Raw genomic sequence first — 25,403 nt, 5'->3', positions numbered from 1 at the left:
ATCGCAGCATTCAGGCAGAAGGAGCCTTTGCCGTGGTAAAAGCGGATATGAGCTTCCGCCGATTTTTAACCCGTGGCAATAAAAATGTCCTTGTGGAAACGATGCTGCTTGCAATGGCTTATAACATTCAAAAGCTGCATTGCAAAATACAGGCAGAAAAGCTTAACCGGCACTTAATCCCTGTGGATAACGCTGCTTAAAAAATCAAAGAGCGCAAGAAACAAAGACGATTTTCAGACCGTCTGGTGTCTTGCGCTCAAAATTCCTGTATTTTGCTCTTACTTTTAAGATATCGTCAAGTTGAAAAGCTAATGGGGCTGTGCATAAGTAATTTCTCACTCATGCAACAGCCCCTCTTGCTATTGTCAATCCTTAAATGGTATAAAAATTAACGAGCTTAGCATCGGAAATGCCATCCATTCCCTTGATAACTTCCATGACGGCTGTCGGGATGTCATTGTCGATGGTCAAAACCATGAGACTCATTCCCTCTACCTCCGTCTTGCCTACCTGCATAGCCGAAATATTGATGCCATTATTGCCGAGCAGGGAACCAATCGTACCGATAACACCCGGACGGTTGATATGCGGGCAAACCAGAATGCGAGCATGCGGATCGACATCGACACGGAACTTGTTGATGCGAACGATACGGCCTTCCGTACCAAACAACGTGCCCTGCACCGAAAGTTCTTTTCCGCCAGCCACAGCTTTGACCGTAATGAGGTTCGTGAAATCCTCGACTTCGCGTTCCTTGACTTCCATGACTTTAATTCCGCGTTCTTTGGCCATTCCCGGAGCATTTACATAGTTTACTTCATTTTCCATAATCGGATTCAGCATGCCCTTGACCACTGCCGTCGTAAGCATCCCCGTATTGACCTCGGTGATTTCGCCATTATAGATAACTTCGACCTTCTCTACCGGACCATCGGCCAATGATACCACCGTACCTCCCAGACGCTCAGCCAGCGTAAGATACGGTTTGATTACCTTCATGACCTGCGGAGATACCGGCGCCATATTTACTGCTGTTGATACGGGCTGACCTTTCAGTGCGGCCAATATGCCCTCGGAAACATCCAGCGATACCCCGATCTGAGCTTCGACCGTCGATGCACCAAGATGCGGCGTCAAAACGATGCCCGGTACACCGACCAGCGGATGGTCTGGGCCCACCGGCTCACTGGTGTAAACATCGATAGCCGCACCAGCTACAATCCCCTGTTTTACTGCCTCAGCCAAATCTTCCTCGACGATAATACCACCGCGGGCACAGTTGACCAGGCGTACGCCTTTCTTCATTTTCTTCATCTGCTCCATGCCAATCATGCCTTTGGTATCCGGCGTCAATGGCATATGCACCGTGATGAAATCCGATTTGGTAATGACATCCTCAAACGTGCCAATCGTAACGCCCAAAGATTTGGCACGTTCTTCATTAATATAGGGGTCGTAAGCAATGACATCCATATCGAAGGCCATAGCGCGTTTGGCAACGCCAGCACCGATACGGCCCATACCGATTACGCCTAACGTTTTGCCGCGAAGCTCAACGCCAACATACTGCTTGCGATTCCACTCGCCCTTCTGCATGGTCTCGTTGGCAATCGGAATATTGCGCGACATCGAAAGCATCATTGCCATGGTATGCTCCGTAGCCGCAATCGTATTTCCACCCGGAGAATTGATGACGATAATGCCCTTAGCCGTAGCAGCGGGAATATCGATATTATCGACACCGACACCAGCACGGCCAATAATCTTGAGTTTCTCGGCCCGCGCAATCACTTCTGCCGTGACCTTGGAGGCCGAGCGCACCATCAATGCATCATACTCTGGGATGATTTCCAGCAGCTCTTCGGCGGAAATCTTATCTTTGACATCGACATCGAATTCTTTCTTTAAAAGCTCAATACCTTTTGGGGAAATACCATCTGCAGCCAAAACCTTCATATCCATCGCTCCTCCAATATCTTTGTGGAAAACACTTTCCTCGTTAATTTCTACACAGACAAAACAAAAACCTCTTGAAAATAAAAAATGCCCCGTCCCAATTTGGGACGAAGCTATCAGTTCCGTGGTGCCACCCAAGTGATATCCGAAAATATCTCTCTTGCCGCTGTATCGGGCGCCCCGTCTGACTCATCGCCAGCCGCTCCAAGGCGGAACAACAGCTTTTCCCTCTGACTCGCACCTTCCGTCAGTTCTCTTTGCGGGCAACCACTATTGCTTCCTCTTCCTCGCGTTATCTGTTCCTATTCTCCTGTGCATAACCGTATTATAGCTCCTCCGCCTCTCATCGTCAAGTGTGTTTTTCAGAAAAACAAATTTTATTTTCTCGCTTGCTTTTCATAAATTTCCGCGTTAAAATATAACAAAACGCCTGATGTCCGCAAGTCACGGACGCTCCGTTTTATAACAACGTAAAGAATCATCAGGATTTTAGGAGGTTATCCCATGGAAGCAGACCGCGTTTATAATTTTAACCCAGGTCCGGCCACACTGCCCCTGGAAGTTCTCAAAGAAGCTCAAGCTGAATTCTTGAATTTCCACCACAGTGGCATGTCTATCCTGGAAATCAGCCATCGTGCCAAACAGTATGATGAAGTTCACCAGCAGGCAAAAGCTGACATCAAAGAGCTCATGGGGCTCGGCGATGACTACGAAGTCCTGTTTTGTCAGGGCGGCGCCAGCCAACAGTTTGCCATGATTCCGCTAAACTTTGCTACCAAAGAGCATCCGGGAAGTTATGTACTCTCAGGCAGCTTTGCTACCAAGGCTTACCAGGAAGCAGAACTTCTCGGCGTTGGAGAAATCGCCGCTTCCTCTAAGGATGTGGATTTCCGCCATATCCCCACACAGGATGAACTCAAAATCAATCCGGAAGCTTCCTACGTTCACCTCTGCTATAATAACACCATCTATGGCACAGAGTATCATTACGTACCGGATACCAAGGGAGTTCCCCTCATTGCCGACATGTCCTCCGACATGCTTTCCCGTCCCGTAGATTTTAAGAAATTTGACTTTATCTATGCCGGGGTCCAGAAAAATCTCGGACCAGCTGGCGTTGTTCTCGTCGTTGCTAAAAAGGACATGCTCGCCCAAAGTCCGGAAACCCTGCCAACGATGCTTCGTTACAGCACGTTCCTCAAAAAGGACTCGCTCTACAACACGCCACCGGCATTCTGCATCTACATGGTCGGCAAGGTTGCTGCCTGGATCAAAGCCAACGGCGGCCTCGGCGAAATGGAAAAACGCAATCAGAAAAAGGCCAAAGTCGTTTACGATGCCATCGACAATTCGAACGGTTTCTATCGTGGCCACGCGGACAAAGACAGCCGTTCCTTCATGAATGTCACCTTCCGCCTGCCCAGCGAAGAACTCGAAAAGAAATTCGTTGCCGAAGCCCTCGAACATCAACTCAGTGGCGTCAAAGGCCATCGCAGTGTCGGCGGCATGCGCGCCTCGATTTACAACGCTATGCCGTATGAAGGTGCCCTTCGCCTTGCCGAATTCATGGAAAAATTCCGCAAGGAAAACGCTTGACTTATCCATAACAAAAAGGGACTGAGAAAAATCCCTTTATATTGGCATAAAATATAGAAGCCTCCATAAGATGGATTCATCTACCTTATGGAGGCTTCTATGAATTTATCCAGGCACTTTTTACAAATTACAGTTTGCAGGGGAGTAGTACCCAGTTCATGTTCGAGGTAAGTTACCGGCGGCGGGGGCCCCAGTACCAACGCTCCACCGGTGACAACCCGCTACAAGAAATTTTTGCCTTTTAATTAAGAGTTGGAAAACAGTTAAACGCGCTTCGCTTGGACGAAACTGCTTTTCCAACGAGAACGCAGGCAAAAATTTCTTGCTTCACGCGGAACGTCAAGGCTACGCTTATGGTACTGGGGCCCCCGCCGCCTCGGTTAGAGTCGGCACGAAGCTACTATGCCCTCGGAGGGTGAAGCTTGGGAAACTCGCCACATCCTCAGCCGCCGCTAGGGGCAGTGCCATAAACGAAGCGTTTGATGTTTTCCGTGAAGAACGAAATTTTTATCCTCACTTTTTGTCGAAAAATTGCTACCGTTCAAGCGAAGCGCGTTTTGCAACTTTTTCGATGCTTAATTAAAGATAAAAATTTCGTTTAGGAAAACATCTCCCGTGGAGTGTTGGCACTGTCCCTAGCAGCGGCGAAGTGCTGTTTCGAATGAGATTCTTGTAACCTGCAAACTGTAATTTCACAGCTCCTTTTTTCGCTCCCTATTCGGCCACGCAACTGGTATTGCGGCCCTGTGCCTTGGCTGCATAAAGCACCTTATCGGCGCGGCCATAGACATCCGCAAAATCCTCCTGATTCCTGACCATCACACCGCCGATGCTAATGGTTACCCCCATCCCCAAATCCGCTTCTTCAAAATTTTTTACCGCCACGGAATTGAGCCGTTCACAGAAATCACACAAAAAATCATAACCAGCAATCTTCGGCAGATAAATGCAAAATTCATCTCCCCCCAAACGTCCTATGACATCAGTTTCACGTATCGACGAACGAAGGCTCTCCGTGAGCTTTTGCAGCACGCGGTCCCCAGTCATATGCCCCATAGTATCATTGATTTCCTTGAAATGATCCACATCAAGCATAACAAAACCACTTACTGCCCGTTCTGGACGTTCCTTGAGCATACGTTCAATAAGGAACCGCACCGTTCCGGAATTATACACCGCAGTCAGGCCATCAAGCTCCGCCCGGGCGCGCAAGGCCTCTTCCTCATGCACCTCGCGAGTGACATCCATCAGGATGCCCACCGTCGAGCATAAATTGCCATGCTTATCATTAAAGGAATTGCAACGAACGCGGAAAATTCCCGTACTACCGTCCTGCCGTACCAATTCCAAATTCTGCTCGTTCTCTGCTGCCTCTAGGATGCGCGGAATATTTTCAAGGCCCTTTCGAAGTTGTGGATTTCTCGTATTCCCCATTACCTTCGAAAACTGAAAGATATGCCTAGGAATCCCCAACATCACCGAAAAATGCTCCGATAGCAACAGCTCATCATTGACCGCATCGTACTCAAACATATACATATCCGATGCGCCCAGCACCCACCAATAACGCTCCTGTCGGGAATGAAGCTGAAGCCTCGCATAAAAAAGCTCCCCGAGCAGTAACAGGATGACTATGCCCATCACTATGATTATCCCCCATAGTGCCTCATTGCTGAAACTGCCTACGATATCTCCCATAGGATCTCCTCATTTATTTTCCTCGTATTTCTTATCATTCTAAACTTCTTTTAATTTTACTACAACCGTCCTTCAATCGCAAGGACTATTTTCCTATTCAGAAAGATTCTCCCAGCCGATTTCCTGCCCCGCTACCTTTTCCCGTTTCTTCAGCTGTGTTATAATCTATCTAGATGACGGAAGTATTTATGGAAAAGGTAGGATTTTATACTATGCACATGAGACACTCTCAACTTTTGAACATTGTCAACCAAAAAAAACGGGTTGCAGTCACCGAACTAGCCAAAGCACTTGACGTATCCGAGGTAACCGTCCGCAAAGATTTAAATCTCTTGGAACACAAGGGACTTCTCCGCCGCGAACACGGCTATGCGGCCATGACTTCCAGTGACGATATCGCCAACCACCTTTCCTTCAATTATGAACGCAAACGCCTCATTGCCCATCGCGCAGCCGAGAGCATTCACAACGGCGAAACCGTCATGATTGAATCCGGTGGCTGCTGTGCTCTACTGGCCGAAGAACTGGCGGCTAACCGCCGTGACATCACGATTATTACCAACTCAGCATTTATCGCGGATTTCATCCGCAAACAGCCCAACGCCCATGTCATCCTGCTTGGTGGCGAATACCAGAACGAGTCCCAGGTTATGGTCGGTCCGATGATTCGCAATTGCGTAAAGGACTTCTACGTCAACAAATTCTTTGTTGGCACCGATGGCCTCAATGAACAGGGATTCATGTCTAATGACCTCATGCGGGCCGAAGCAGCTCGCGCCATGGCCGAAAGTGCCGGTCAGATCATCGTTCTCACCGAATCCACCAAGTTCAAATCCAGCGGCGTTGTCTCCTTGCTCCCCTTGGATAAAATAAGCGCGGTTTACACCGATGACCAGGCTGACAGTGAATCACTGACCATGCTGAATAACCACGGCATTCACGTTTACCCATTCTGATTCACTTCCTCGTGAAATTTATCGCCCCCGAGTCAAAAAAGACCTTGCGAAATTACAGAAACCTGCTATAATTGTTTCTTGTGAGTTGGTACTAATACGAACTTACAAATTCATAAACAGGAGGTAAATAGTAATGCGCGACTTGGCAAAAGTCCTCGGTCAGGAAATCGATAGTCTTGAGTTCCGTGCCGCTTGGGAAGAAAGTTCCATGGAATATGATTTTATGGATCGTATTGTAACGGTATGCGCCCAGGTAGCTCGTAACGCGGAAAAGAACAACGGTTGATACGTTGCTGAAATAAATAAGGCATCCCTTCGAACCTTAACGAAGGGATGCCTTTTTTTTGCGTTTTTTTACGTTTTTCTTGACGGGCTGCGTTAATCTCTGGAAGAAGTGGACTTCTTTATGTTCACTTCTTGCGATGTCTGCCTCAAACATACGGTTCCAGGGGAAAGTCACCTGTATCTCTTCCAAACTTTTGAACTTGGGAAGATTCTTTTCTGCGAATCGGGAAATCCATTGCGCTGTACGAATGCCCACAGCCTTGCGTTTCTCATCCAGGCTGCCATAATAGCCCTCACCGCGAAGCCAACTAAGTTGGCGCTGCACCGTATTGCGTACATTGCTCTGATATACCCAATCATCCAAATATCGGGTCAAAAGCAGCTCCTCGATATCCTCAGCCTTCATGTACTTGGTCAACACGCCAGCACCGATCACAAAGCCAGTGCTATTCGTTGCCGTATTCCAGCCAGCATAAGCCCGGATCCTAAAGAGCAGGTCACGCTTTTTCAGCTCTTCCATCAACGCATTATCCGCGCCATTCGCATAGATGATATCCGCAATTCCTACCGGATAGCCCTTTTCCACATACTCTTTCACCAAGTCCGCAAAATAAACCGAACTGTGGCGCGCCGAATCACTGTCATTCGACGGGTCATTCGCCTCATAGGTCTTGCCTTGGATATCGGTGTTGACCATCAAGACCAAATCCGCCTGCGAAGGGTCCGTTGTAAGGGTCCCATAAGCCGCCGTAACGGCAGAACGAATGGAATCGCTGATTTTCTCATCGGAATAGGCAGGAACCGTATTGGCGCCACGCCCCCAGTTATATTTCACATAAACCGACGGCATTTTCTGATGTGCAATGTTTACGGCCCGCGAAATAAGCAACATTCCCATTTCGTCAATACCAGCCATAATCTGAAAACGCGCATTATCAAGATCCTGGCTCTCTTCCATCAAATGACGGCTTTCCTTATGGGTCTGGGAATAAGGAGCATTATCATCCCGGCCTAGGATCAGATAATTGAACGTATCCTCCCGTGCCATCCGGATGAGTTTTTCATTAACCGAATAGTTTTTCTTCCGTCGGCCCAGCCAATCCTTGAGATCTGCGGAGGGAATCAATTCCTGCAAGAATGCGGCTTCTTTCTGCTCACGCCTGGTTAGGCCAGTTAGTTCTTCCTTATCCTTTAGCACCGTATAACGAAAAATATCGGAACCATAGCTTCGATAGTAATCTGGCTCTTCGCGTCCGGAGGCTTCTCCCGATTTCGGCGTTCGCATGATAGAGCCAAAAACGTAAAGTGGCAGCTTGGGATATGCTTGATGCAGTTTGCGGAACCGCTCGGTGCGGATTAAGAGCTCTGCCTCTGAGCAATTATGCTTGCGGGATCCCACCAGACTGCCATACAGCATAGAATCCGAAGAAATCACTGCCGCATCGGCATCATCAAGGTTATCCTCCAGCCAGCGCCAAAGCTCCTCCGGATTTCCCAGATTCTGCCGGTCACCCAGTATTTTATCCGGCGGTACTACCACCTCAATGCCTAGTTTTTGGGCTACCTCAGTTGTCTGTTTGTCCGATATTGGCCGGTTATCATGAGGCACATAAATAATCTTCTGCAGCGCAGACGTTTCCTTATCCTTGTGCCGTGCAGAAGCTGCTGGCAATAGCGTAACCATCATCAACAGCACAGCCAGCACCGACAGAATTCGTCGTCTCAACGAATCGCGCTCCCTTCTTTGTGTTTTCGTTTAGTCTTCCGTCCCATCCGCTACCAACTGCATGAGCACGTTTTTCACGGAATCCGGAACGTTTAGTTTGGTCTGAAATTCAATTCCGCCCTCTTTGGGAACTGCCCCTTCCACCTCGATGAGATCCAGCAAGCGATAGCCCTGAAACTCCGCTTTGCCAAAATCCGAGGCCGCCAAAACTTTACTGTAATCGATATTTATCGTATTCCGGTGAATATTCACCGGCAAATCATCGGATATCTCGATTTTTCCCACCAAACGCTCCGCCATCGACAGCGAAATACGCGAAAACACCCAGGACATGAGTCCATGAGAAGGAATATTGCGCTCTCTGACCCGATAAACCGCATAGGACTTATCTCCGGAATGAACAAATTCCTTGATTTCCCCAGACAATTCAATCTTGCCTACCGAAGTGGTATCCGTCACGATGTCCATGCGGCCATTCGCATGCGATACCACTTTGAGCGCCGTTACCCGGCCATTGGCAGGAATTCGCTGTGCAATCGCCTCATTCACCACCTCATCCGGGACAAACAGTTTCCCCTGGCTGATTTCCTGCAGGGATTCCCGATTCCAGGTATGCTGAATGATCTGAATCACTGGACCATAATCCTGAACCTTCTCTTCAAGTTTTGACCAATCAATCGTTTGCAACTGTTCCTGCCAACTGGCGGGTAAATCAATCATATTCTTTATGCCTCCGGTTCATCGCCCTTAAGCTGGCGGATATCCTGCCACAAATCACGGGCGCGTTTATAAATCTGGACCTCGTTATTGCGAATATTCTGGTCCCCAATGATACGAGAAATGTACTGCGTGGCTTTTTCATAATCCTTCATGCGGAAATAAATCGCACCGACCAAATACATAGCCATCGAATCCGACATGCCGTTAATCGGATAGCGTTCCGTCATCAGCGATCTGTCATATAGTTCGGCCGCCCGTTTGAGCATTTCATTCTCATTTTCTTCATCCTCGGCATCGCGATAAATCCACGCGAGCTCCAAATAAAGTCCGGCGCGTTTTGCCAGTGGCTGATCCGTCAATTCGGCATAGAAAATAGCCAACTTGAACGAAGCCACTGCCTCTGGCGTTTTGCGCTCTTCCACGAACTCCAGCCCCAGCTTACGCTTGGCAAGGAACTCCTGGATTTTACGCTTGTGAAGCTCCGGAATCGTTCCTAAAAAGGTCTTCTCATCCGCAGCGAAACCACATTTCTCACAAAACCAAATCTTATAGAAATACGGATTGAATCGCTGATAATGAACGCAGAAATCTTCATCCATGTGATCCATCAACAGCTTGGATTTTGTCTTTACCACACGCGTCGATTCCCCACAAATCGGGCACGTTTTCTCGACAACAAAAGTAAATTCTCCCATAATGTCCCCCTTATGATAATTGATTCCTTTTAGACAATATATTTAGCATACCACACAAATCTGGAAAAATAAATGAAGGAGACACCTCATTCATACCGCAGCGCTTCAATCGGGTCAAGCTTCGCGGCTTTCCGAGCTGGATAGATGCCAAAGAACAATCCAGTTCCTACGGCAAACACAAAGGAAATAACAATCGGTGTCACGGTAATGACCGTCTTGAAATTCCCCACTGTTGCGATAATCTGCGAGGCTGCACAACCGAATACAATGCCGATTATGCCGCCGATGACACCGATGACCATAGACTCGATGAGAAACTGCGTCATGATATTCATAAACGTAGCCCCAAGTGCCTTGCGGATACCGATTTCCCGGGTACGCTCCGTCACCGAGACCATCATGATGTTCATGATGCCAATGCCGCCAACGAGCAGGGAAATCCCCGCAATCGCCCCCAAGAGCATCGTCAACATGGCCGTAGACTGGCTGACCGTCTCCATGAGACTCGTGAGGTTGCGGACGTTAAAATCATTTTCCTTATCCCCCACCAGATGATGACGGGTGCGCAAAAGCGTCTCTACCTCCGCCTGCACCTGATCCATGTATTTCTGGTCGCTGACCTGGATGTTAATCGACTGAACATACGTAATGCCCAGCATTCGCTCCTGCGCAGTCGTAATCGGCACATAAATCATATCGTCCTGGTCCTGTCCCATGGAAGACTGCCCCTTGGAATCGAGCAAGCCGATAACTTTATAGGGTTGGTTGTTAATGCGGATATTCTTGCCTACCGGATTTTCCTGATCGAAAAGATTTTCCGCCACCGTCGTACCGATAACCGCCACACGGCTTCGCTTATTCATATCATTTAACGAAATAAACGAGCCGTTGCTGATAGAAAGCGAGCGGATTGCCATGAACTCCGGCGTTACACCCTGCACGGACGTCTTCCAGTTATTATTGCCATAGACGACCTGATAGGAACTCGACACCGAGGGCGATACGTAATCGATGTTTTTGATTTTTTCCTTGATTGCCGTGGCATCGTCATATTTCAACGTCTGCATAGACCCAGCACCGCCACGCGTACCGCCACGATTCGACGAACCTGGCGATACAATCAGCATATTGGAACCCAGGCTGGCAATGGAACTCGTGACATTGCTGCGCACGCCCATACCAACCGATACCAGCGCGATAACCGCCCCAACACCAATAATGATGCCCAGCATAGTCAGCAGGCTTCGCATCTTATTCGCATAAAGGGAAGTGAGTGCCATCTGGAAGCTTTCTCTAAACAACATCCATGACCACACCCTTTCCTTCATCACGGGTTATCTTGCCATCCCGCACTAAGAGCTGCCGGCTCGCACAAGCAGCAATTTCCGGCTCATGCGTAACCAGGATAATCGTTCGCCCCTTCTCATGCATAGCCTCGAAGATATCCATGATTTCCCTAGTCGATTTGGTATCCAAATTACCTGTAGGCTCATCGGCCATAATGATATGCGGGTCATTGACCAGTGCCCGGGCAATCGCTACGCGCTGGCGCTGACCACCAGACAACTCATTGGGCTGATGGTCGGCGCGGTCACCAAGGCCTACCGCCTCCAGATAATGCTGCGCGCGCTCCAGCCGCTCCTTGCGGCCAACTCCCGCATAAACCAAGGGAAGCGCCACATTTTCCAGGGCCGATATCCGGGACAGCAGATTGAAGTTCTGGAAGACAAAACCGATTTTCTTATTGCGCGTTATCGCCAAAGCATCATCACTAAGTCCCGAAACCTCCTCGCCATCCAGCTTATAAGACCCTTCGCTGGGTCTGTCCAGACATCCCAGGATATTCATCAGCGTCGACTTTCCGGAACCTGACGGCCCCATGAGAGCAGCAAACTCCCCCTGATAAATATTGGTGGTGATTCCGTCTAGCGCTGCCAGCGTTTCTCCACCAATATGATAGAGTTTACGAATGCCGGAAAGCTGTATCGTTGGATAACGATCTTCCGTTTTTTCCATAGGAAACCTCACCTTCCGTGCCTTACATAGGCGGCCCGCCCGGGCCATTTTGCTTTTTTGCCGTTGCCGAGCTCTTCTTGGCCGTATACGTGCTTACCACCTGTTCCCCTTCGTAGAGGCCATCGATAATCTCTACATACTCATCGCTGTAGATTCCCGTCTGGACATAGCGGTTCTCCTGCTTACCATCCGGATTCTTGACAATAACATACGAACCGTTGGAATCCGTTTTCAACGTCGAGATGGGCACGGCCAGCACATCATCCTTGCTGGCGGTATTGATTTCCACCCGGGCTGTCATGGCTGGCAGCAGGAGATTGTCCGGGTCATCCACGTCAAGGGTTACGTAGTAATAAATAACGCTGGCCGACGACGAACTCGACGACGAACTCGACTTCGTATCCCAGCTATTGCTCGTATCGGTCTGCGAAATATTGGCTACTCGCGCCGTAAACGTACGCCCCGTATAAGTATCTACCGTAAACGTAGCAGTCTGCCCCACCTTGATGCTGCCGATATCCGTTTCATCGACCTTGGCCTGAATCTGCTTGCTGGACAAATCGGCAATGCGCATGATTACCGTCGGATTATCCGAACCCTGCGTGGCCATAGTTCCGGCAGTCTTTGGCTCACCGACAACCACACCGGACATTGGTGCCGTGATGGTCATCTCGTTCATATCGGACTCTGCTTCCGAGAGTGCCGATACTGCCGTATCGTAATTCAAAGCCGCATCTTCCAGCTCTGCCTGCGTATTGGCACCGATGCTGTAAAGATAGCTGACGCGATCGTACTTGGCTTTTGTATTCGTTACCTTGAACTTGGCCTGATCGCGTTTTGCTTCGTAATCCTTACCATCGAGCAAAGCCACGGTCTGTCCAGCCGTTACCTGTTCATTTTCCTTTACCAGCACTTGCTTGATACGTGCCGTGACCTTGGAACTTACCTCAACGGAATTCACGGGACGAATCGTTCCCGTCGCTGATACCGTTGACTTCATATTCATGCGGACAACTTCAGTCGTTTCCACTGCCGCCGCTTTCTTGGCCTGCTGCTGTCCCTGGTAGTATTTCCAGCCGCCAAAGGCTGCTGCCGCCAAAACCAGGACAGCGATTCCTGCCTTGACCTTCCAATCGAATTTAAGTTTCATTTCGCTTCCTCATCTCTTTCTGCCTGTTTCTGTTCTGCGGCCCGCAATGCTGCAGCCGTATCCCCAGCGCGTTCTGCTACCGAAGACGCCGAAAGCGTCGTATCCACATCGGTCTCCAGTTCTGCGGCAGAAGCCCGTTCACTGGCATTCAGCCCCATTCCCATGGCATTTTCCACCGTGGCTTTATAACGGGCATAATCGTACTGCGCACTGATCTGATTCAACCGCGCCGTCGACAAGGCCTCCTGGGCGTCGATGATATCGAGCATCAAGCCTTCGCCAGCACGATACTTTTCGCGGGCGATATAGTAATCCTGTTCGGCCTGATTGACCGCATCCTTGGTGGAGTTGAATCGCTTCTCCGCCTCACGCATGCTATAATATGCCTGTCGTACCGAAAGGTCGATATCTTCCTTATCCTTCAACAGATTGAGACGGGCCACATCATAATCGGTCTTAGCCGATTTCACCTCAGCCCGCGTAAGACCACCATCAAAGATATTCCACGACAAGCCAACCCCAGCCGAAGCTCCATGGCTTGACGAACTGGACGGCTTATAGCGTTCCGTTTGATCGAGTCCCAGGCTGACCTTTACCGATGGCAAATAGCCTGCTTTCGCGGCTTTTATCGCCTGCTCCTGCTGTTCCAGCTTATATTGATCGATCAGCAAATCCTTGCGATTTTTATAGGCGTAATCAATACAATCATTCATATCGATGCCAAACACATCATAGGAAAAATCCGAAGTGAGATTCAAGGGTTCCGTGCGATCCATATTCATATAGTTGCGCAGCGTCGCCAAATCCACTTCGTAATTATTCTCAGCCTTGATGAGATTCTGCTGAGCATTGCTGAGCTCTACCGAAGAGCGGATTACATCAATCCGCGCCTTGGCACCTGCCGAATAAAGCTGATTGACATTGTTGTAGTGTTCCTTATATTTATCGACAGTCTCCTGACGAACCCCTACCGTCTTCTTGGCTTCCAACGCATTATAATATGCCTTGATTACATTTAGTTTAAGATTCTCGCGGTCGCGTTCCGTCTGTAAATCGGCCGCCTTCACCCCAATCTTAGCTTGTTTGATATTGGCCTGATTTTTTCCGCCAGAATAAATGGGCACCGAAACCGTTGCCGCCAATTTTCCCGACGCATCCGTTGCTCCCGAATCTTTCTTTTCGGCATTCAACTCGCCAGTAACAGACGGAGCAATACCATTCTGTACTTTCGCCTTAGCCAGTTTATATTTCGCAGAATCCTCGCCCTTCTGCGTGACTTTAAGTCCCGTATTCTCCGAAAGCGCACGATTGATGGCATCCTGAAGTGAAACATCAGCCGCCATAGCTTCCGGCATCATCATAAACATAGCACCAGCCAAAGCCAGTGCCAGGTGTTTCTTTTTATTTTTCATGATGCGATGATAATTCATGAAGGTTTCCTCCTACAGGTTCGTTTGAAAAAAGTCCATTTTCTCTAATTCTATACTTTACTACAAATTCCTCCAACTGTCTGAACCTATTTTATCAGATTATGATAGAATAGAATAGTTGCGTAAACATAAAGAAACGCTAAGAAAACCATTAAGATAGGAGCCATATTCCATGGACAACCCATATTTTGACCAGGCGCTGAAACTTCTGCGCCGCTTCTACGGCTATCCCAGTTTCCGCCCAGCGCAGGAACCGATAATAAACAGCCTGCTTTCCGGCAAAGACACCGTTGCCATTATGCCAACTGGCGCTGGCAAAAGCATCTGCTTTCAGATTCCTGCTATGATTTTCCCGGGACTGACCCTCGTCATCTCCCCCTTGATTTCCCTGATGAAGGACCAGGTCGATGCCCTGGCCGAGCAGGGCATTCCAGCAACCTACATCAACAGCACACTATCTCTGGCAGAATCCGACGCGCGATTAAATGCCATCGCCGCGGGTCAGTACAAACTGGTCTATGTCGCCCCGGAGCGTCTCGATACCAGCTACTTTCAGTATATCCTTGAACATCAGACCATCTCCATGGTTGCCGTGGACGAAGCCCACTGCCTATCCCAATGGGGCCATGACTTCCGCCCCAGCTATCGTCAGATTGCTCCCTTTATCGCAGGTCTCCCACGCCGCCCGCTGGTCGCCGCCTTTACCGCTACCGCTACGCCGGAAGTAAAAGATGACATCATAACCCTACTCGACCTAAAGGCCCCGCAAATTCACGTCACGGGATTTGACCGCCCCAACCTCTACTTTGAAGTTCGCCGCGGCGAGGACAAGAAAAAATTCATCGTCAACTACGTCAAAAATCATCCGGAGGAATCCGGCATTATCTATGCCGCCACCCGCAAGGAAGTCGACAAAGTCTACGACCTGCTGAAAAAAAAGAAACTTGCCGTCGGACGCTACCATGCGGGCCTTACCGAAAAACAGCGCACCAAGGCGCAAGATGACTTTCTCTACGACAACATTCAGGTCATCGTTGCCACCAACGCCTTCGGTATGGGAATCGACAAGAGCAACGTCCGCTATGTCATCCACTACAACATGCCCAAGAACATCGAAGCCTATTATCAGGAAGCAGGCCGTGCAGGCCGTGATGGCGAGCCGGGCACCTGCATCCTGCTCTTTTCCCCTCAGGACCCCATGACCCAGAAATACCTTATCGATGTGTCCATAGAAGACCCCCAGCGCAAGGCCCATAACCTCGGTCGCCTGCAAAAAATGGTCGACTACTGCCACACCCCGGAATGCCTGCGCCATTTCATCATCCATTATTTCGGCGATGCTACCGCTCCTGAAACCTGCGGCAACTGTGGCAACTGCAAAGCCGGTCTTGAGCGCATTGACGTCACCATCGACGCCCAAAAAGTCTTCTCCTGCATCTACCGCATGCGCGAACGCTTTGGGCTGACCCTTGTCGCCCAAGTTCTCAAAGGCTCCCAGGATAAACGAGTCAAACAGTTCCACTTCGAGGAACTATCCACCTACGGCCTCATGAAAGAACGCAGTCTCGCTGACATCAAACTTTTGATTCAGCGCTTCATCGCCACCGACTATCTAGCCCTGACGGAAAGCCAGTATCCTGTACTTACCCTGCAGCCCAGTGCCTATGCCGTACTAAAAGGGCAGGAAAAAGTCTATCAAGCTGTACCGAAACCAGAACAGGAAAAAGAGCCGGCCGCACCAGAACTCTTCGATTACCTCCGCGCCCTGCGCAAAGAAATCGCCACCCGTGACCACATCCCGCCATACGTGGTATTCTCCGATGCCACCCTGCGCGACATGTGCCGCGTTCAGCCCGAAACCCTCGACGAAATGCTAACCGTCAAAGGTATCGGCGAACTGAAACTCGAAAAATACGGCGAAGCCTTCCTGCAATGCATAAAGGAACATCGATAAATTTTGATTTCCTCCCTCAACTCAGAAAACAAATCCTTGGCAGAAACGCTGCCTGCTTGATTCATAGGAATCCGATTCAAAAAACCATGAAACGGTGTAGCACGCGATACCCTAGAAATCATTTTATTCTATTCCATCGACAAAAAGAGCAAGCAATCTTTCGATTTGCTTGCTCTTTTGACTGATATTGCTTTATCGATTTATGGCATCTTTCCCTGCAATACTTCTTTTGCTTTTTCTAACTGCACATCCGTCGTGTCGCCTTCTTGGAAATCGATGGCTACATCTGGTTCGATGCCGATACCGTCGATGCAGCGGCCATTTGGTGTGTAGTATTTGGCAATGGTGAGTTTCAGGCCATCATCGTCAAAAAGCGGAACTACTACCTGCACCGACCCTTTGCCATACGACTTGGTTCCCACCAACGTACCGGCTCCCGTATCCTGCAGGGCACCGGCTAAGATTTCCGAAGCGCTGGCACTGTTGCCATCAATCAGCACGACAACTGGCACCTTTGGTGTCTCCAAATTCGAATCATGTTCCTCTTTGGAACCATCGCGCTGAACCACCGAAACGATTGGGCCTTTTGGCACCACCATATTGGCCACTTCCACACAGCTCTTGATGAGTCCGCCTGGATTCTCGCGCAAATCGATGATAAGTCCCTTCATGCCGGCTTCTTCCAGCTTTTGAAACTCCTCTTGGAATTCCTTGCCGGTATTCTCGCCGAAGGAGGCGATGCGAATATAGCCCATCTCCGTCCCTTCCAGCATCTTACCTTTCGCCGAACGGATGGTGATAGTGTCACGCTTAATGGTGTAGTCCTCGTTTTCACTGCCCGCCCGATGGATTGTCAGCTTGACTTCCGTACCGACTTCACCGCGAATATGCATGGAAACTTCCTCCGGCTGATATTCGCTGACGGGCACATCATCCACCGCTACAATCTCGTCGTTGGCCTTGAGTCCTGCCGCCTCTCCCGGCGTCCCCTCGAGAACCGAGACAATCGTGACTTTATTATCCTTGAATCCCATGGTCACGCCGATGCCGCCGAAGGCACCTGCTGTATGTTCCTTAAGGGATTTGTACATATCCGCCTTCATATAGATGGAATGCGGGTCTCCCAATGATTTGACCATGCCATCAATGGCGCCATCCATCAGTGACTGCGAATCCACTTCATTTACATACCGGAGTTCTATCATACGCTTGACGCCCAGGAAACGAACCATATCTAAAGTACGCTGTCCATCAAGGCCCAATAAAGCCGCGAGTCCCATCAGCGTCAGCATGCTGGAAATGACCGCAGTCGCCAAGATTCCCAAGACGATTTTCTTTTTCTTCAAACTATGCACCTTCTATCTAATGACCGGTCAATCGTTACAAGTAATTATAAGGGCTCACCGGTTCACCGCCGCTTCGAACCTCAAAATGACAATGGGGCCCCGTGCTATTCCCCGTTGAACCACAGTAGGCGATAGTCTCGCCCTGGCTGACCTGCTGGCCAGCGGATACAGCCAAGGACTGATTGTGGCCGTAAAGGGTGGTAATACCGCCGCCGTGATTGATGATGACCGTATTGCCATAGCCGGAAATCCAGCCCGCATATTCCACGGTGCCGGACTGGGCCGCCGCAATGGGAGTGCCATAATCAGCACCGATATCGATTCCGCTGTGGTATTTACGCGTACCGGAAATCGGATGGGTACGCCAGCCAAACTCCGAGGTCACAGTTCCCCCTACCGGCCAAATCATCGAACCATCCCCCGACACAGGCATATTGGACATGCTGCTGCGCTGGAGCATCAGGGCAATCTGCTTGGAGGCCGCCATGAGTTCATCGTACTCACGGTCAACCGTCGCCTTATCCGACTTCATCTTATCGATGAGTTCCTGACGGCGGCGCACCTTTTCCTCCATAACTTGTTTCGCCTGCCGAGCCTTTAACTCCTGTTCCTCCCGGATTTTTTTATCCTTTTCCAAGCTTGCCTGGGTGGTCTCGATATCCTGTTTTTCATCGAGAACGCCGTGTACCAGGTCATAATCCTGCCGAATGATTTTCTTCAGCAAATCCATGCGGGTCATGAAGTCCGAAAAATCCTTGGCCCCAAACAGGACATCCAGATACGAAATCTGGCCATTGATATAGATATCGCGAACGCGTTTGGACAGACGGGCACTTTTTACCTCATAATCTGCCTTTACTTCCTTTAACCGCGCTTCATTATCGGCCATACGGCTCGTTGTCTCGTCAAAGGCTTCTTTGCACTTTTTGTGTTCATTTATCGCCGTTTCGGCTTCTTCATCCAGCAGGCGCTTTTCCTCCGACAGGGATTCCAGCTTTTGAGATAATGCCTCACTAGCAGCCTTTTTCTGTTCAGCCTTGCGCTCGTAATCGGCCTTGTCATCCTCCAGCGACGCCAATACCGTATGCGCAGGCACCGAAGCCAAAACACCTGCCGCCAGAATTGCCGCCAGCAGGCGCTGCCTTGTATTCTTCTTCATCATTTTGTTCCTCCCGACCTTACGCCTTCAGGAACCGCTTCAACGAGATTGCCGATCCCAGGGCACCGATTATCATACCGGATAATACGATGACCACGGTGACGTAAGTCATAAAGGGATACTGGGGCATCAACGGGAAAAAGGCCAGGGTACTGTAGATTTTCGCCGCCATAGCTGCATAGAAGCTGCGCAGGGCTACTGCAGCAATGACACCGCCCACAAAGCCCAGAACTACTCCTTCCAGCACGAAGGGCCAGCGAATGAACCAGTCCGTTGCCCCCACGTATTTCATGATGGCAATTTCCTTCCGGCGGGCAAATACCGTTAGCCGGATCGTATTGGAAATGATAAAAAGCGTCGCTCCAGCTAAGAGAACCATCAGTGCCAAGCCAAACAAGCGGATAAGCCGCGTGATATCAAAGAGGTGCTGAACCACATCCTGCCCGTACTTAGCGGACTCTACTCCGTCCATCTTTTCGATGACCTTGGCCGCAGTCTCAACCATATCAGGATGGGATACCGTAAGCTCAAAGGCGTTTGGAAGTGGATTTTTATCCCCCAACGCCTCCAGCAGATATTTCTGGTCACCCAGGCGCTCAGACAAGCGCTCCTTAGCCTCTTCCCGGCTCACGTATTTCACCGATTCAATGCCTTGCATCTTCTCGATGTCCTGCTTGATTTCCTCACGCTGCGTCGGCATGACCTTATCCTCCAGATAAACGCTGATCTGTACTTCAGACTCCAAGGTTGCCGCCAGCCGATTCATATTGAGCACCAAAGTCAGGAAAACGCCGAGTACAAACAAGGACACCGCCACGGTACCAATGGAGGCAAAGGACATCCAGTTGTTGCGCTTCAACGAGCGGGCAACCTCCTGGATGTAGTATTCCCCATTCCTAAGCTTCATAGCCATAGCCTCCTCTCAGCTGGTCACGGACGATTTGACCGTTTTCGATAGCAATGACGCGTTTTTTCATCGTATCGACAATCGCCCGATCATGCGTTGCCATGACGATCGTCGTCCCCGCTTTATTGATGCGCTTGAAGATATCCATGATATCCCAGCTCGTATCAGGGTCCAGATTGCCCGTCGGTTCATCGGCGATGACGATTGCCGGATCGTTGACAATCGCCCGGGCAATCGCCACGCGCTGCTGCTCACCACCGGAAAGCTGGGAGGGGAAGCATTTATACTTATCCCGCAAGCCTACCACATCCAGCACCGAGTTGACACTTCGCTGCATCAGACGACGCGGTGCTTCGATAACCTGCATGGCAAAGGCTACATTCTCAAACACCGTCTTATCCGGCAGCAGGCGATAGTCCTGAAAGATAACGCCGAGCTCGCGGCGCAGATAAGGCACCTCCCGATGCTCCATATGCACGACATCGTGACCGTTGACCATCAGCTTACCGCTGGTGGGCAGCTCCTCCCGAAACAGCATCTTGATAAAGGTGGATTTGCCGGCACCACTGGCACCAACGATAAAGACGAATTCGCCCTTCTTGATATCGACATTGACATGGTCTAAGGCTACCGTGCCTGTGTCGTATTGTTTACAAATATTGCGCATATGTATCATAAGATTCTCATCCTTTACATACTTATACTTTCAAAAAACACTGTCTTTTATTTTACCATACAAATCTTAAAATTAGCAAAAAAGCCCTCCTAATAGAGGAAGGCTTTTTATTATTTATGGGCCAAATTCAACGCAAGTTCCGCGTTGCTTGCCGCTTGGTCGCGGAGCTTCACCAGCAGTTCTGCATTCTGCTGGCGGAAGGTCTGCTTGTCGTTCCACTTCCGGCGAATCTCCGCCATCAGTTCATCGGCTGTCACATCGCGCAAATTGCCAACAGGCTCTTCACCGATTGACTGCAGGAAGCGGTCAATTTTGGGGTCATAGGATATTCCAATCATCGGGACTCCCATTACGCCTGCAAAAATCAACGCATGAAGGCGAATCCCCAGCATGAGATCCATATTGCCAACGATTGACAGGAACTCACTCGTTGTATATTCATCTTTGAGGACGGTACAAGGTTCTTTTGTCCTCGCCGCAATAGCCTGCGCTGCCCGAACATCATCGGGGAACTGCATGGGAACAAAGACGACCCGGGCACCTAGTTCCCGAACCACCCGGTCCGAAACCTCTGCCAACACCTCTTTGTAGTGGGTCCAGCCCAGCCATTCACGAACGGAGATGCCCACCACCGGCTTGGCTCCATCGGCGTGATAGGCCTTGAATATCGCCCGCCCCGCTTCACGGTCCACCGGATGGATGGCCAGCACGGGGTCAGCCGTGCAATGAATCGGCGGCTTGTGAATTCCCAGCCGGGAAAGCTCCGCTAAAGACCCTTGGTCGCGAACGGTTATGAGATCCACTCGATTGCCAATCCATTTCATAGCAAAGGCCGCAACTCGTCCCAGGATAGGACCAATCCCCTGCGCATAAAGCATCACTTTGGTACCCAGGAATCGCGCCAGAAAAATGATTGCCAGATAATAATAGAGACTGCGCCGGCTCGTGACATTCTGCAACAGACTGCCACCACCGCTGATCAAAAGATCCGCCTGGCGAAGTTCGCGAATGATGGCGGGCAGCCCCAGCCAGGAAATCGCCGCAACGCCATGACGTTTGCGCGTATCTTCGGGATTTGCAGAAATCACCGTAATATGAAGTTTTGGGTCGAGATCTCCGAGGACCTCCAGCATTGCGGCCAGCATTGCCTCGTCACCGGCATTCTTCGAGCCGTAATATCCCGATACGACGATCCTGCTCATGAATCTGCCCTACTCCCCTTTGCTTTTGCCAAAATAACCTGCCAAAGTTCCACCAAAACCATGGCAATCGCACCGATGCCAGCGCCCATAACAATACCACCAATGCCGCGCATAAACGACATATAAACCGGTGTACGCATATGCGCAAACGTCTCAACCATAGACCCCTGACCAATCGTAGCCACGAGAACCAAGGCAAAGAAAACCATCGTCGGCCACTTCCGCAGAACAGCCATAGCAGCCAGCATGAAGGCCGGATGACCGATCAAGAGCTCTTTCGTCCGCGGACGGGCATAGAATGCCTGCTCCAGGAAAGCCCGGAACCGAAGTTCCGACTGTGCTACCGGCATACCAGACGTATGACCACTGCGGGCCACAAAAATAACACCAGCCACCAGCACAAAGAACAACATCAGCAGCGTCTTAACGCGAACCGGCATATCGAGAATCTTCTTGAGCTGATTGAGCACGCCATCCGTATCATCCATTTTGCCATCAAAAATGTCAAAACGCTGCAGGAAAGCAATGCCGACCAAAATCAATGGCATGACAAAGGTCAGTTTGATACCGCGGAAAATCTGGAATTCCAACAGATATTCCGTATCTGCCAGCGAACCAGACAGATATGCGGCACCAACGTACGACATAGCGCCCGTAACAAAAAGTGCCAGGGCTGCCGTGATGATCAAACGCGGCAGAGCGACTCCCGCTTTATTCTTGAACGAACGAATGCGGTCAAGCTGGAAGATAACCGCGAGGGCGGGGAAAACATTGGCGCTGGCCAATGCCGCCAGCACGCGGATTTTCGTGCCATTTCCCATCACCATCGGCACCGCTGCAGCCAGCGCAAACACGGCAAACAGCAAGTACGCATATTTCGGCCGCGCATTGAGCCAAGGAATCACCAAGGTCAGATACAGGACCACCGCAGCCGCCACACCTACCATTACCAGGGCGCGAAGCACCTTGCTCGGGTAGAATGGTACAAAGGTAGCAGCCGGTCCAATGGTATAGCCATGTGCTACCAACTTGTCATGCGTATCGCGGAAATATTTCATATTCGTCTCAAGAAGCGTCATGTCCGGAGACGGCGTATCGTAGATGCGCATGAGGTCAATGCGGATATTGCGTTCTTCATCCGTATTCGACCAACGCTCAACGATTGCATCAATCTTTAATTTGGGCTGCTCATCTTTCGGAACCGAATAGAGGCGGGCCACTTTATCATACCCAAGCCCTTTGGCGACTTCCTCCATCCCGCTCTGCTTGAAGAACTGCAGCTGGGTCGTTGCCTCGATGAGGCCAAAGGTCAAATTGCGATCCTTCATCTCATCGATCGTAGTCTGCAACGCTTTCGGGGCACCAAGTACCTGCTTGCCCGAGAATACGATTTCCGAAACCTTATAACCATCCAAACGGTCAAAAACAGCCTGAACATCTTCCGGCGTGCAGTCCTCGTAATTGCTCGGCCGCGCCAGGACATAGAATCCGGCATCATTTACCGCTTTGAGTTCATCGGTTGGCATACCAATGTTCATCTTCAAGAAGGATTCGTAATGGGCTTTTACTGCCATGACTTCTTCCGTCCCGACCGTAAACAGCTCCACTCGGTCATTTCCCAAACGGCGTGGAAGATCCTCTTTGAGTTCTTTCCAGGTCTGGGCATCGTGACCGACAACATAGACTTCATTGCCCTTAATCTTGCCAGCAGCAATGAGATTCTGCCAGAGAAGATCCGCTAAACGGCCACTATGATAGTCTGCGAGCAACTGACTGCCGGCAATAGCCGTTGCCTTACCATTCTCATTGAACTTCTTAAACGTCGTTTCATATACAGCCAGCGAAGTGATACCAGCGTCTTTCGCCTGACGCAGAACATCCTCGGCCGGCAATCCTTCACGGTCAGCCAGCTCCAAAAGACCCTCGTAATCAATCGCCATATCTACTTGGCGATTTTGCTGTTCCACACCATGGCGCTGAAAACCGATAGCGAGCGCAGCCACCAGGCCGATAACAATTGGCAGTATCAGCCATCGGTTGTACTTGAATACCTTCATTATTTTTCCACCTTATTCCTTGTTATCCCGGCTGGCAGTAAGGATTACTGCCCCATCGGTCTGCTCTACCTGACGGATTTTCATGCCAAAGGGCAGTTTATTCGGTGCCGTCAGCTGGATATTGCCAAACATGTCGCCGAGCTTGGCCGTACCGATACGGGTATTTTTCATATCAAGTCTCGTCATGAAAAAATACAACGAGCCACTGTCTTCGAGAATCTTCCCCTCCATCTCGATATCGGCCACGCGGCCAAAGACCTTCGCATTAGCCGTCACCAGAATCCGCTCCCGGTTGATATCGACTTGGACATTCTCGATTTTGTCAATCTTGCGCTGGAGGACTTCGCGCAGATTTTCCTCATCCACGATTCCCTTTAAGGTAAGTTCCTCCGCATTTTGCACTTGAACGCCTTCCTCTCGGAACAGAGCCGGCATATCGAGCTGGACATTGCGGCCTTTAAGCGTCAATTCCTTCAAGTAGACCTGTCCCACCTTAGCTTGATGCAGCACGGCATCCAGGTTTTGAATCCGCCCCAACGCCAACAAGGCCGACGGACTCGAGCCAAGGGTCACCTGGACATCTTGAGTAGCAGCCCGCTGCCCCAGTTTGGTCCGGAAGGTTGACTGTGCCAGAAACGGCAGCACCGTTTCGCTTGACACGATTAATATTATGAATAACAAGCCCAGAATAGTCAAGCTTTTTCGCAAATCAAATCCCTCACAATGGAACAAGGAGCCAGGAACTACCATCCTGACTCCTCAAAAATCAAAATTCGTGATTGGCCTTGGCATTCAAGAATGCGCGAATGAACGGATCGATTTCGCCATCCATGACGGCCTGGACATTACCCGTTTCATGATTCGTGCGATGATCCTTGACCATGGTGTACGGCTGGAATACATACGAACGAATCTGGCTGCCCCACTCGATATTCTGCTGGTCGCCCTCGAGTTTGGCAAGCTCTGCTTCCTTCTTCTCGAGCTCGAGTTCAAAGAGTTTTGCACGGAGCATTTTGAGGCACTGTTCGCGGTTCTGGAGCTGTGAACGCTCATTCTGACACTGAACGACGATACCCGTCGGCTCATGCGTCATGCGAACTGCCGAAGACGTCTTATTGATGTGCTGACCACCGGCACCAGACGCGCGGTAGGTATCGACGCGAACATCCGACATATTGATGTCGACCTCAACGGCATCGTCGATTTCCGGCATAATATCGCAGGCCGAGAACGACGTATGACGGCGGGCGTTGGCATCAAACGGCGAAATGCGCACGAGACGATGAACACCTTTTTCCGATTTCAAGAAACCATAGGCATTGTGTCCCTTGATAAAGAGCGTTGCCGACTTAACACCAGCTTCATCGCCCGGCAGCAAGTCTGCCGTCTCAACGGTAAATCCATGACGCTCAGCCCAACGGCCATACATGCGCAGAAGCATCTGCGTCCAATCCTGCGCCTCCGTTCCGCCGGCACCAGCGTGCAGCGTAAGGATGGCATTGTTGGCATCATAGGGACCAGAGAGCAAGACCTCGAGCTGGAGGGCTTCCAGGCCTTCGGCTACCGCATCGAGCTCAGCCTTGATTTCCTCTTCCATGCTCTGGTCGTCTTCTTCCATGCCCATCTCGAACATGGTCTCAGCATCTTCATACTTACTCAAAAGACTCTTATACTTGTCCACGCTGATCTTGACATCGTTGAGTTCCTGATTGATTTTCTGTGCCTGCTCGGCATCGTCCCAGAAAGTCGGCTCGCCCATCTTATACTCGAGTTCGGCGATTTTCTCTTCCTTTGCCGGAACTTCCAGGGATACTTCCATCTGGGAAAGTTTTTCCTTGAGCTCTCCCAGTTGTGGTTTTAAATCTTCTAACATG

At 50.2% G+C, this 25,403-nt stretch carries 22 protein-coding genes; 5 read left to right on the top strand and 17 right to left on the bottom strand.

Annotation, left to right across the window (positions count from 1 at the left end):
* Positions 1-200 (top strand): transposase (locus T504_RS0112790; RefSeq protein ID WP_033171407.1); only part of this gene is annotated, 200 nt, incomplete at its 5' end.
* Positions 201-372: 172 nt separating this feature from the next.
* On the opposite strand, the gene serA is transcribed toward T504_RS0112790, so the two are convergent.
* The gene (serA, locus tag T504_RS0112785; protein ID WP_033171406.1) at positions 373-1,956 is read right to left on the bottom strand and encodes a phosphoglycerate dehydrogenase; all 1,584 of its coding nucleotides are present in this window, start codon (positions 1,954-1,956) and stop codon (positions 373-375) included.
* A gap of 504 nt (positions 1,957-2,460) precedes the next feature.
* Here serA and serC point away from each other — a divergent pair.
* The gene (gene serC, locus T504_RS0112780) at positions 2,461-3,552 is read left to right on the top strand and encodes a 3-phosphoserine/phosphohydroxythreonine transaminase (protein WP_033171405.1); all 1,092 of its coding nucleotides are present in this window, start codon (positions 2,461-2,463) and stop codon (positions 3,550-3,552) included.
* 714 nt (positions 3,553-4,266) lie between these two features.
* Here the strand turns inward: serC and T504_RS0112775 are convergent.
* Positions 4,267-5,250, bottom strand: a complete 984-nt coding sequence (locus tag T504_RS0112775; RefSeq protein WP_033171404.1) for a sensor domain-containing diguanylate cyclase — start codon at positions 5,248-5,250, stop codon at positions 4,267-4,269.
* A 173-nt stretch (positions 5,251-5,423) separates the two neighbouring features.
* On the opposite strand from T504_RS0112775, the gene T504_RS0112770 reads away from it, so the two are divergent.
* Both T504_RS0112770 and T504_RS14680 read left to right on the top strand, forming a co-directional pair.
* Positions 5,424-6,206, top strand: coding sequence for a DeoR/GlpR family DNA-binding transcription regulator (locus T504_RS0112770; protein WP_369793651.1), 783 nt, complete (start codon positions 5,424-5,426; stop codon positions 6,204-6,206).
* A 133-nt stretch (positions 6,207-6,339) separates the two neighbouring features.
* On the top strand, positions 6,340-6,492 hold the full coding sequence (locus tag T504_RS14680) for a hypothetical protein (protein WP_156033552.1): 153 nt from the start codon (positions 6,340-6,342) through the stop codon (positions 6,490-6,492).
* Between the two features lie 36 nt (positions 6,493-6,528).
* On the opposite strand, the gene T504_RS0112765 is transcribed toward T504_RS14680, so the two are convergent.
* The 7 genes from T504_RS0112765 to T504_RS0112735 form a co-directional block, all read right to left on the bottom strand.
* Positions 6,529-8,178 (bottom strand): DUF4127 family protein, encoded by a 1,650-nt coding sequence (locus T504_RS0112765; RefSeq protein ID WP_081823472.1) that lies wholly within the window; start codon positions 8,176-8,178, stop codon positions 6,529-6,531.
* A gap of 69 nt (positions 8,179-8,247) precedes the next feature.
* Positions 8,248-8,937, bottom strand: a complete 690-nt coding sequence (locus tag T504_RS0112760) for a hypothetical protein (RefSeq protein ID WP_033171403.1) — start codon at positions 8,935-8,937, stop codon at positions 8,248-8,250.
* Between the two features lie 5 nt (positions 8,938-8,942).
* Entirely contained in the window at positions 8,943-9,632 is a 690-nt protein-coding gene (locus T504_RS0112755) for a DUF2225 domain-containing protein (protein WP_033171402.1), read from the bottom strand.
* A gap of 86 nt (positions 9,633-9,718) precedes the next feature.
* Positions 9,719-10,936 carry an ABC transporter permease gene (locus tag T504_RS0112750; RefSeq protein ID WP_033171401.1) on the bottom strand — a complete coding sequence of 406 codons (1,218 nt, stop codon included), beginning with the start codon at positions 10,934-10,936 and terminating at the stop codon, positions 9,719-9,721.
* Positions 10,926-11,648 carry an ABC transporter ATP-binding protein gene (locus T504_RS0112745; protein ID WP_033171400.1) on the bottom strand — a complete coding sequence of 241 codons (723 nt, stop codon included), beginning with the start codon at positions 11,646-11,648 and terminating at the stop codon, positions 10,926-10,928. Before T504_RS0112745 ends, T504_RS0112750 begins: the two co-directional genes overlap by 11 nt.
* 22 nt (positions 11,649-11,670) lie before the next feature.
* Entirely contained in the window at positions 11,671-12,798 is a 1,128-nt protein-coding gene (locus T504_RS0112740) for an efflux RND transporter periplasmic adaptor subunit (protein WP_033171399.1), read from the bottom strand.
* A complete protein-coding gene (locus T504_RS0112735; RefSeq protein WP_072022748.1) occupies positions 12,795-14,228 on the bottom strand; it encodes a TolC family protein in 1,434 nt (477 codons plus the stop codon). Before T504_RS0112735 ends, T504_RS0112740 begins: the two co-directional genes overlap by 4 nt.
* Positions 14,229-14,400: 172 nt before the next feature.
* Here T504_RS0112735 and recQ point away from each other — a divergent pair, with 172 nt between their 5' ends.
* A complete protein-coding gene (recQ, locus tag T504_RS0112730) occupies positions 14,401-16,182 on the top strand; it encodes a DNA helicase RecQ (protein WP_033171398.1) in 1,782 nt (593 codons plus the stop codon).
* Between the two features lie 200 nt (positions 16,183-16,382).
* Here the strand turns inward: recQ and T504_RS0112725 are convergent, their stop codons facing one another.
* The 8 genes from T504_RS0112725 to prfB form a co-directional block, all read right to left on the bottom strand.
* Positions 16,383-17,528, bottom strand: coding sequence for a S41 family peptidase (locus tag T504_RS0112725; RefSeq protein WP_033171397.1), 1,146 nt, complete (start codon positions 17,526-17,528; stop codon positions 16,383-16,385).
* Positions 17,529-17,562: 34 nt separating this feature from the next.
* Positions 17,563-18,687, bottom strand: a complete 1,125-nt coding sequence (locus T504_RS0112720) for a murein hydrolase activator EnvC family protein (RefSeq protein WP_033171451.1) — start codon at positions 18,685-18,687, stop codon at positions 17,563-17,565.
* A 19-nt stretch (positions 18,688-18,706) separates the two neighbouring features.
* Entirely contained in the window at positions 18,707-19,594 is an 888-nt protein-coding gene (ftsX, locus tag T504_RS0112715) for a permease-like cell division protein FtsX (protein ID WP_033171396.1), read from the bottom strand.
* On the bottom strand, positions 19,584-20,270 hold the full coding sequence (gene ftsE, locus T504_RS0112710) for a cell division ATP-binding protein FtsE (RefSeq protein ID WP_033171395.1): 687 nt from the start codon (positions 20,268-20,270) through the stop codon (positions 19,584-19,586). The genes ftsX and ftsE overlap by 11 nt, the downstream gene beginning before the upstream one ends.
* A 110-nt stretch (positions 20,271-20,380) precedes the next feature.
* Positions 20,381-21,472: a polysaccharide pyruvyl transferase CsaB gene (gene csaB, locus T504_RS0112705; RefSeq protein WP_033171394.1), complete on the bottom strand. Its 1,092-nt coding sequence runs from the start codon at positions 21,470-21,472 to the stop codon at positions 20,381-20,383.
* Positions 21,469-23,529, bottom strand: coding sequence for a DUF5693 family protein (locus T504_RS0112700; RefSeq protein WP_033171393.1), 2,061 nt, complete (start codon positions 23,527-23,529; stop codon positions 21,469-21,471). The genes csaB and T504_RS0112700 overlap by 4 nt, the downstream gene beginning before the upstream one ends.
* Positions 23,530-23,541: 12 nt before the next feature.
* Positions 23,542-24,237 (bottom strand): LmeA family phospholipid-binding protein, encoded by a 696-nt coding sequence (locus T504_RS0112695; RefSeq protein ID WP_187620251.1) that lies wholly within the window; start codon positions 24,235-24,237, stop codon positions 23,542-23,544.
* Positions 24,238-24,295: 58 nt separating this feature from the next.
* Positions 24,296-25,402 (bottom strand): peptide chain release factor 2, encoded by a 1,107-nt coding sequence (prfB, locus tag T504_RS0112690; RefSeq protein ID WP_033171392.1) that lies wholly within the window; start codon positions 25,400-25,402, stop codon positions 24,296-24,298.
* Between the last annotated feature and the right edge of the window lies 1 nt (position 25,403).

This window comes from Selenomonas sp. ND2010, assembly GCF_000702005.1.
In the GTDB taxonomy this organism is placed as follows: Bacteria; Bacillota; Negativicutes; order Selenomonadales; family Selenomonadaceae; genus Selenomonas_A.
This window is presented reverse-complemented; position numbering and strand designations above follow the sequence as displayed.

Coding starts and splice junctions, on each gene's coding strand:
- T504_RS0112755 (WP_033171402.1), bottom strand. CDS start 9,632: ATGGGAGAATTTACTTTTGTTGTCGAGAAAACGTGCCCGATTTGTGGG.
- prfB (WP_033171392.1), bottom strand. CDS start 25,402: ATGTTAGAAGATTTAAAACCACAACTGGGAGAGCTCAAGGAAAAACTT.
- T504_RS0112775 (WP_033171404.1), bottom strand. CDS start 5,250: ATGGGAGATATCGTAGGCAGTTTCAGCAATGAGGCACTATGGGGGATA.
- T504_RS0112745 (WP_033171400.1), bottom strand. CDS start 11,648: ATGGAAAAAACGGAAGATCGTTATCCAACGATACAGCTTTCCGGCATT.
- serC (WP_033171405.1), top strand. CDS start 2,461: ATGGAAGCAGACCGCGTTTATAATTTTAACCCAGGTCCGGCCACACTG.
- T504_RS0112750 (WP_033171401.1), bottom strand. CDS start 10,936: ATGTTGTTTAGAGAAAGCTTCCAGATGGCACTCACTTCCCTTTATGCG.
- T504_RS0112770 (WP_369793651.1), top strand. CDS start 5,424: ATGACGGAAGTATTTATGGAAAAGGTAGGATTTTATACTATGCACATG.
- serA (WP_033171406.1), bottom strand. CDS start 1,956: ATGAAGGTTTTGGCTGCAGATGGTATTTCCCCAAAAGGTATTGAGCTT.
- T504_RS0112760 (WP_033171403.1), bottom strand. CDS start 8,937: ATGATTGATTTACCCGCCAGTTGGCAGGAACAGTTGCAAACGATTGAT.
- T504_RS0112765 (WP_081823472.1), bottom strand. CDS start 8,178: ATGATGGTTACGCTATTGCCAGCAGCTTCTGCACGGCACAAGGATAAG.
- csaB (WP_033171394.1), bottom strand. CDS start 21,472: ATGAGCAGGATCGTCGTATCGGGATATTACGGCTCGAAGAATGCCGGT.
- T504_RS0112735 (WP_072022748.1), bottom strand. CDS start 14,228: ATGAATTATCATCGCATCATGAAAAATAAAAAGAAACACCTGGCACTG.
- ftsE (WP_033171395.1), bottom strand. CDS start 20,270: ATGATACATATGCGCAATATTTGTAAACAATACGACACAGGCACGGTA.
- ftsX (WP_033171396.1), bottom strand. CDS start 19,594: ATGAAGCTTAGGAATGGGGAATACTACATCCAGGAGGTTGCCCGCTCG.
- T504_RS0112720 (WP_033171451.1), bottom strand. CDS start 18,687: ATGAAGAAGAATACAAGGCAGCGCCTGCTGGCGGCAATTCTGGCGGCA.
- T504_RS0112740 (WP_033171399.1), bottom strand. CDS start 12,798: ATGAAACTTAAATTCGATTGGAAGGTCAAGGCAGGAATCGCTGTCCTG.
- T504_RS14680 (WP_156033552.1), top strand. CDS start 6,340: ATGCGCGACTTGGCAAAAGTCCTCGGTCAGGAAATCGATAGTCTTGAG.
- recQ (WP_033171398.1), top strand. CDS start 14,401: ATGGACAACCCATATTTTGACCAGGCGCTGAAACTTCTGCGCCGCTTC.
- T504_RS0112700 (WP_033171393.1), bottom strand. CDS start 23,529: ATGAAGGTATTCAAGTACAACCGATGGCTGATACTGCCAATTGTTATC.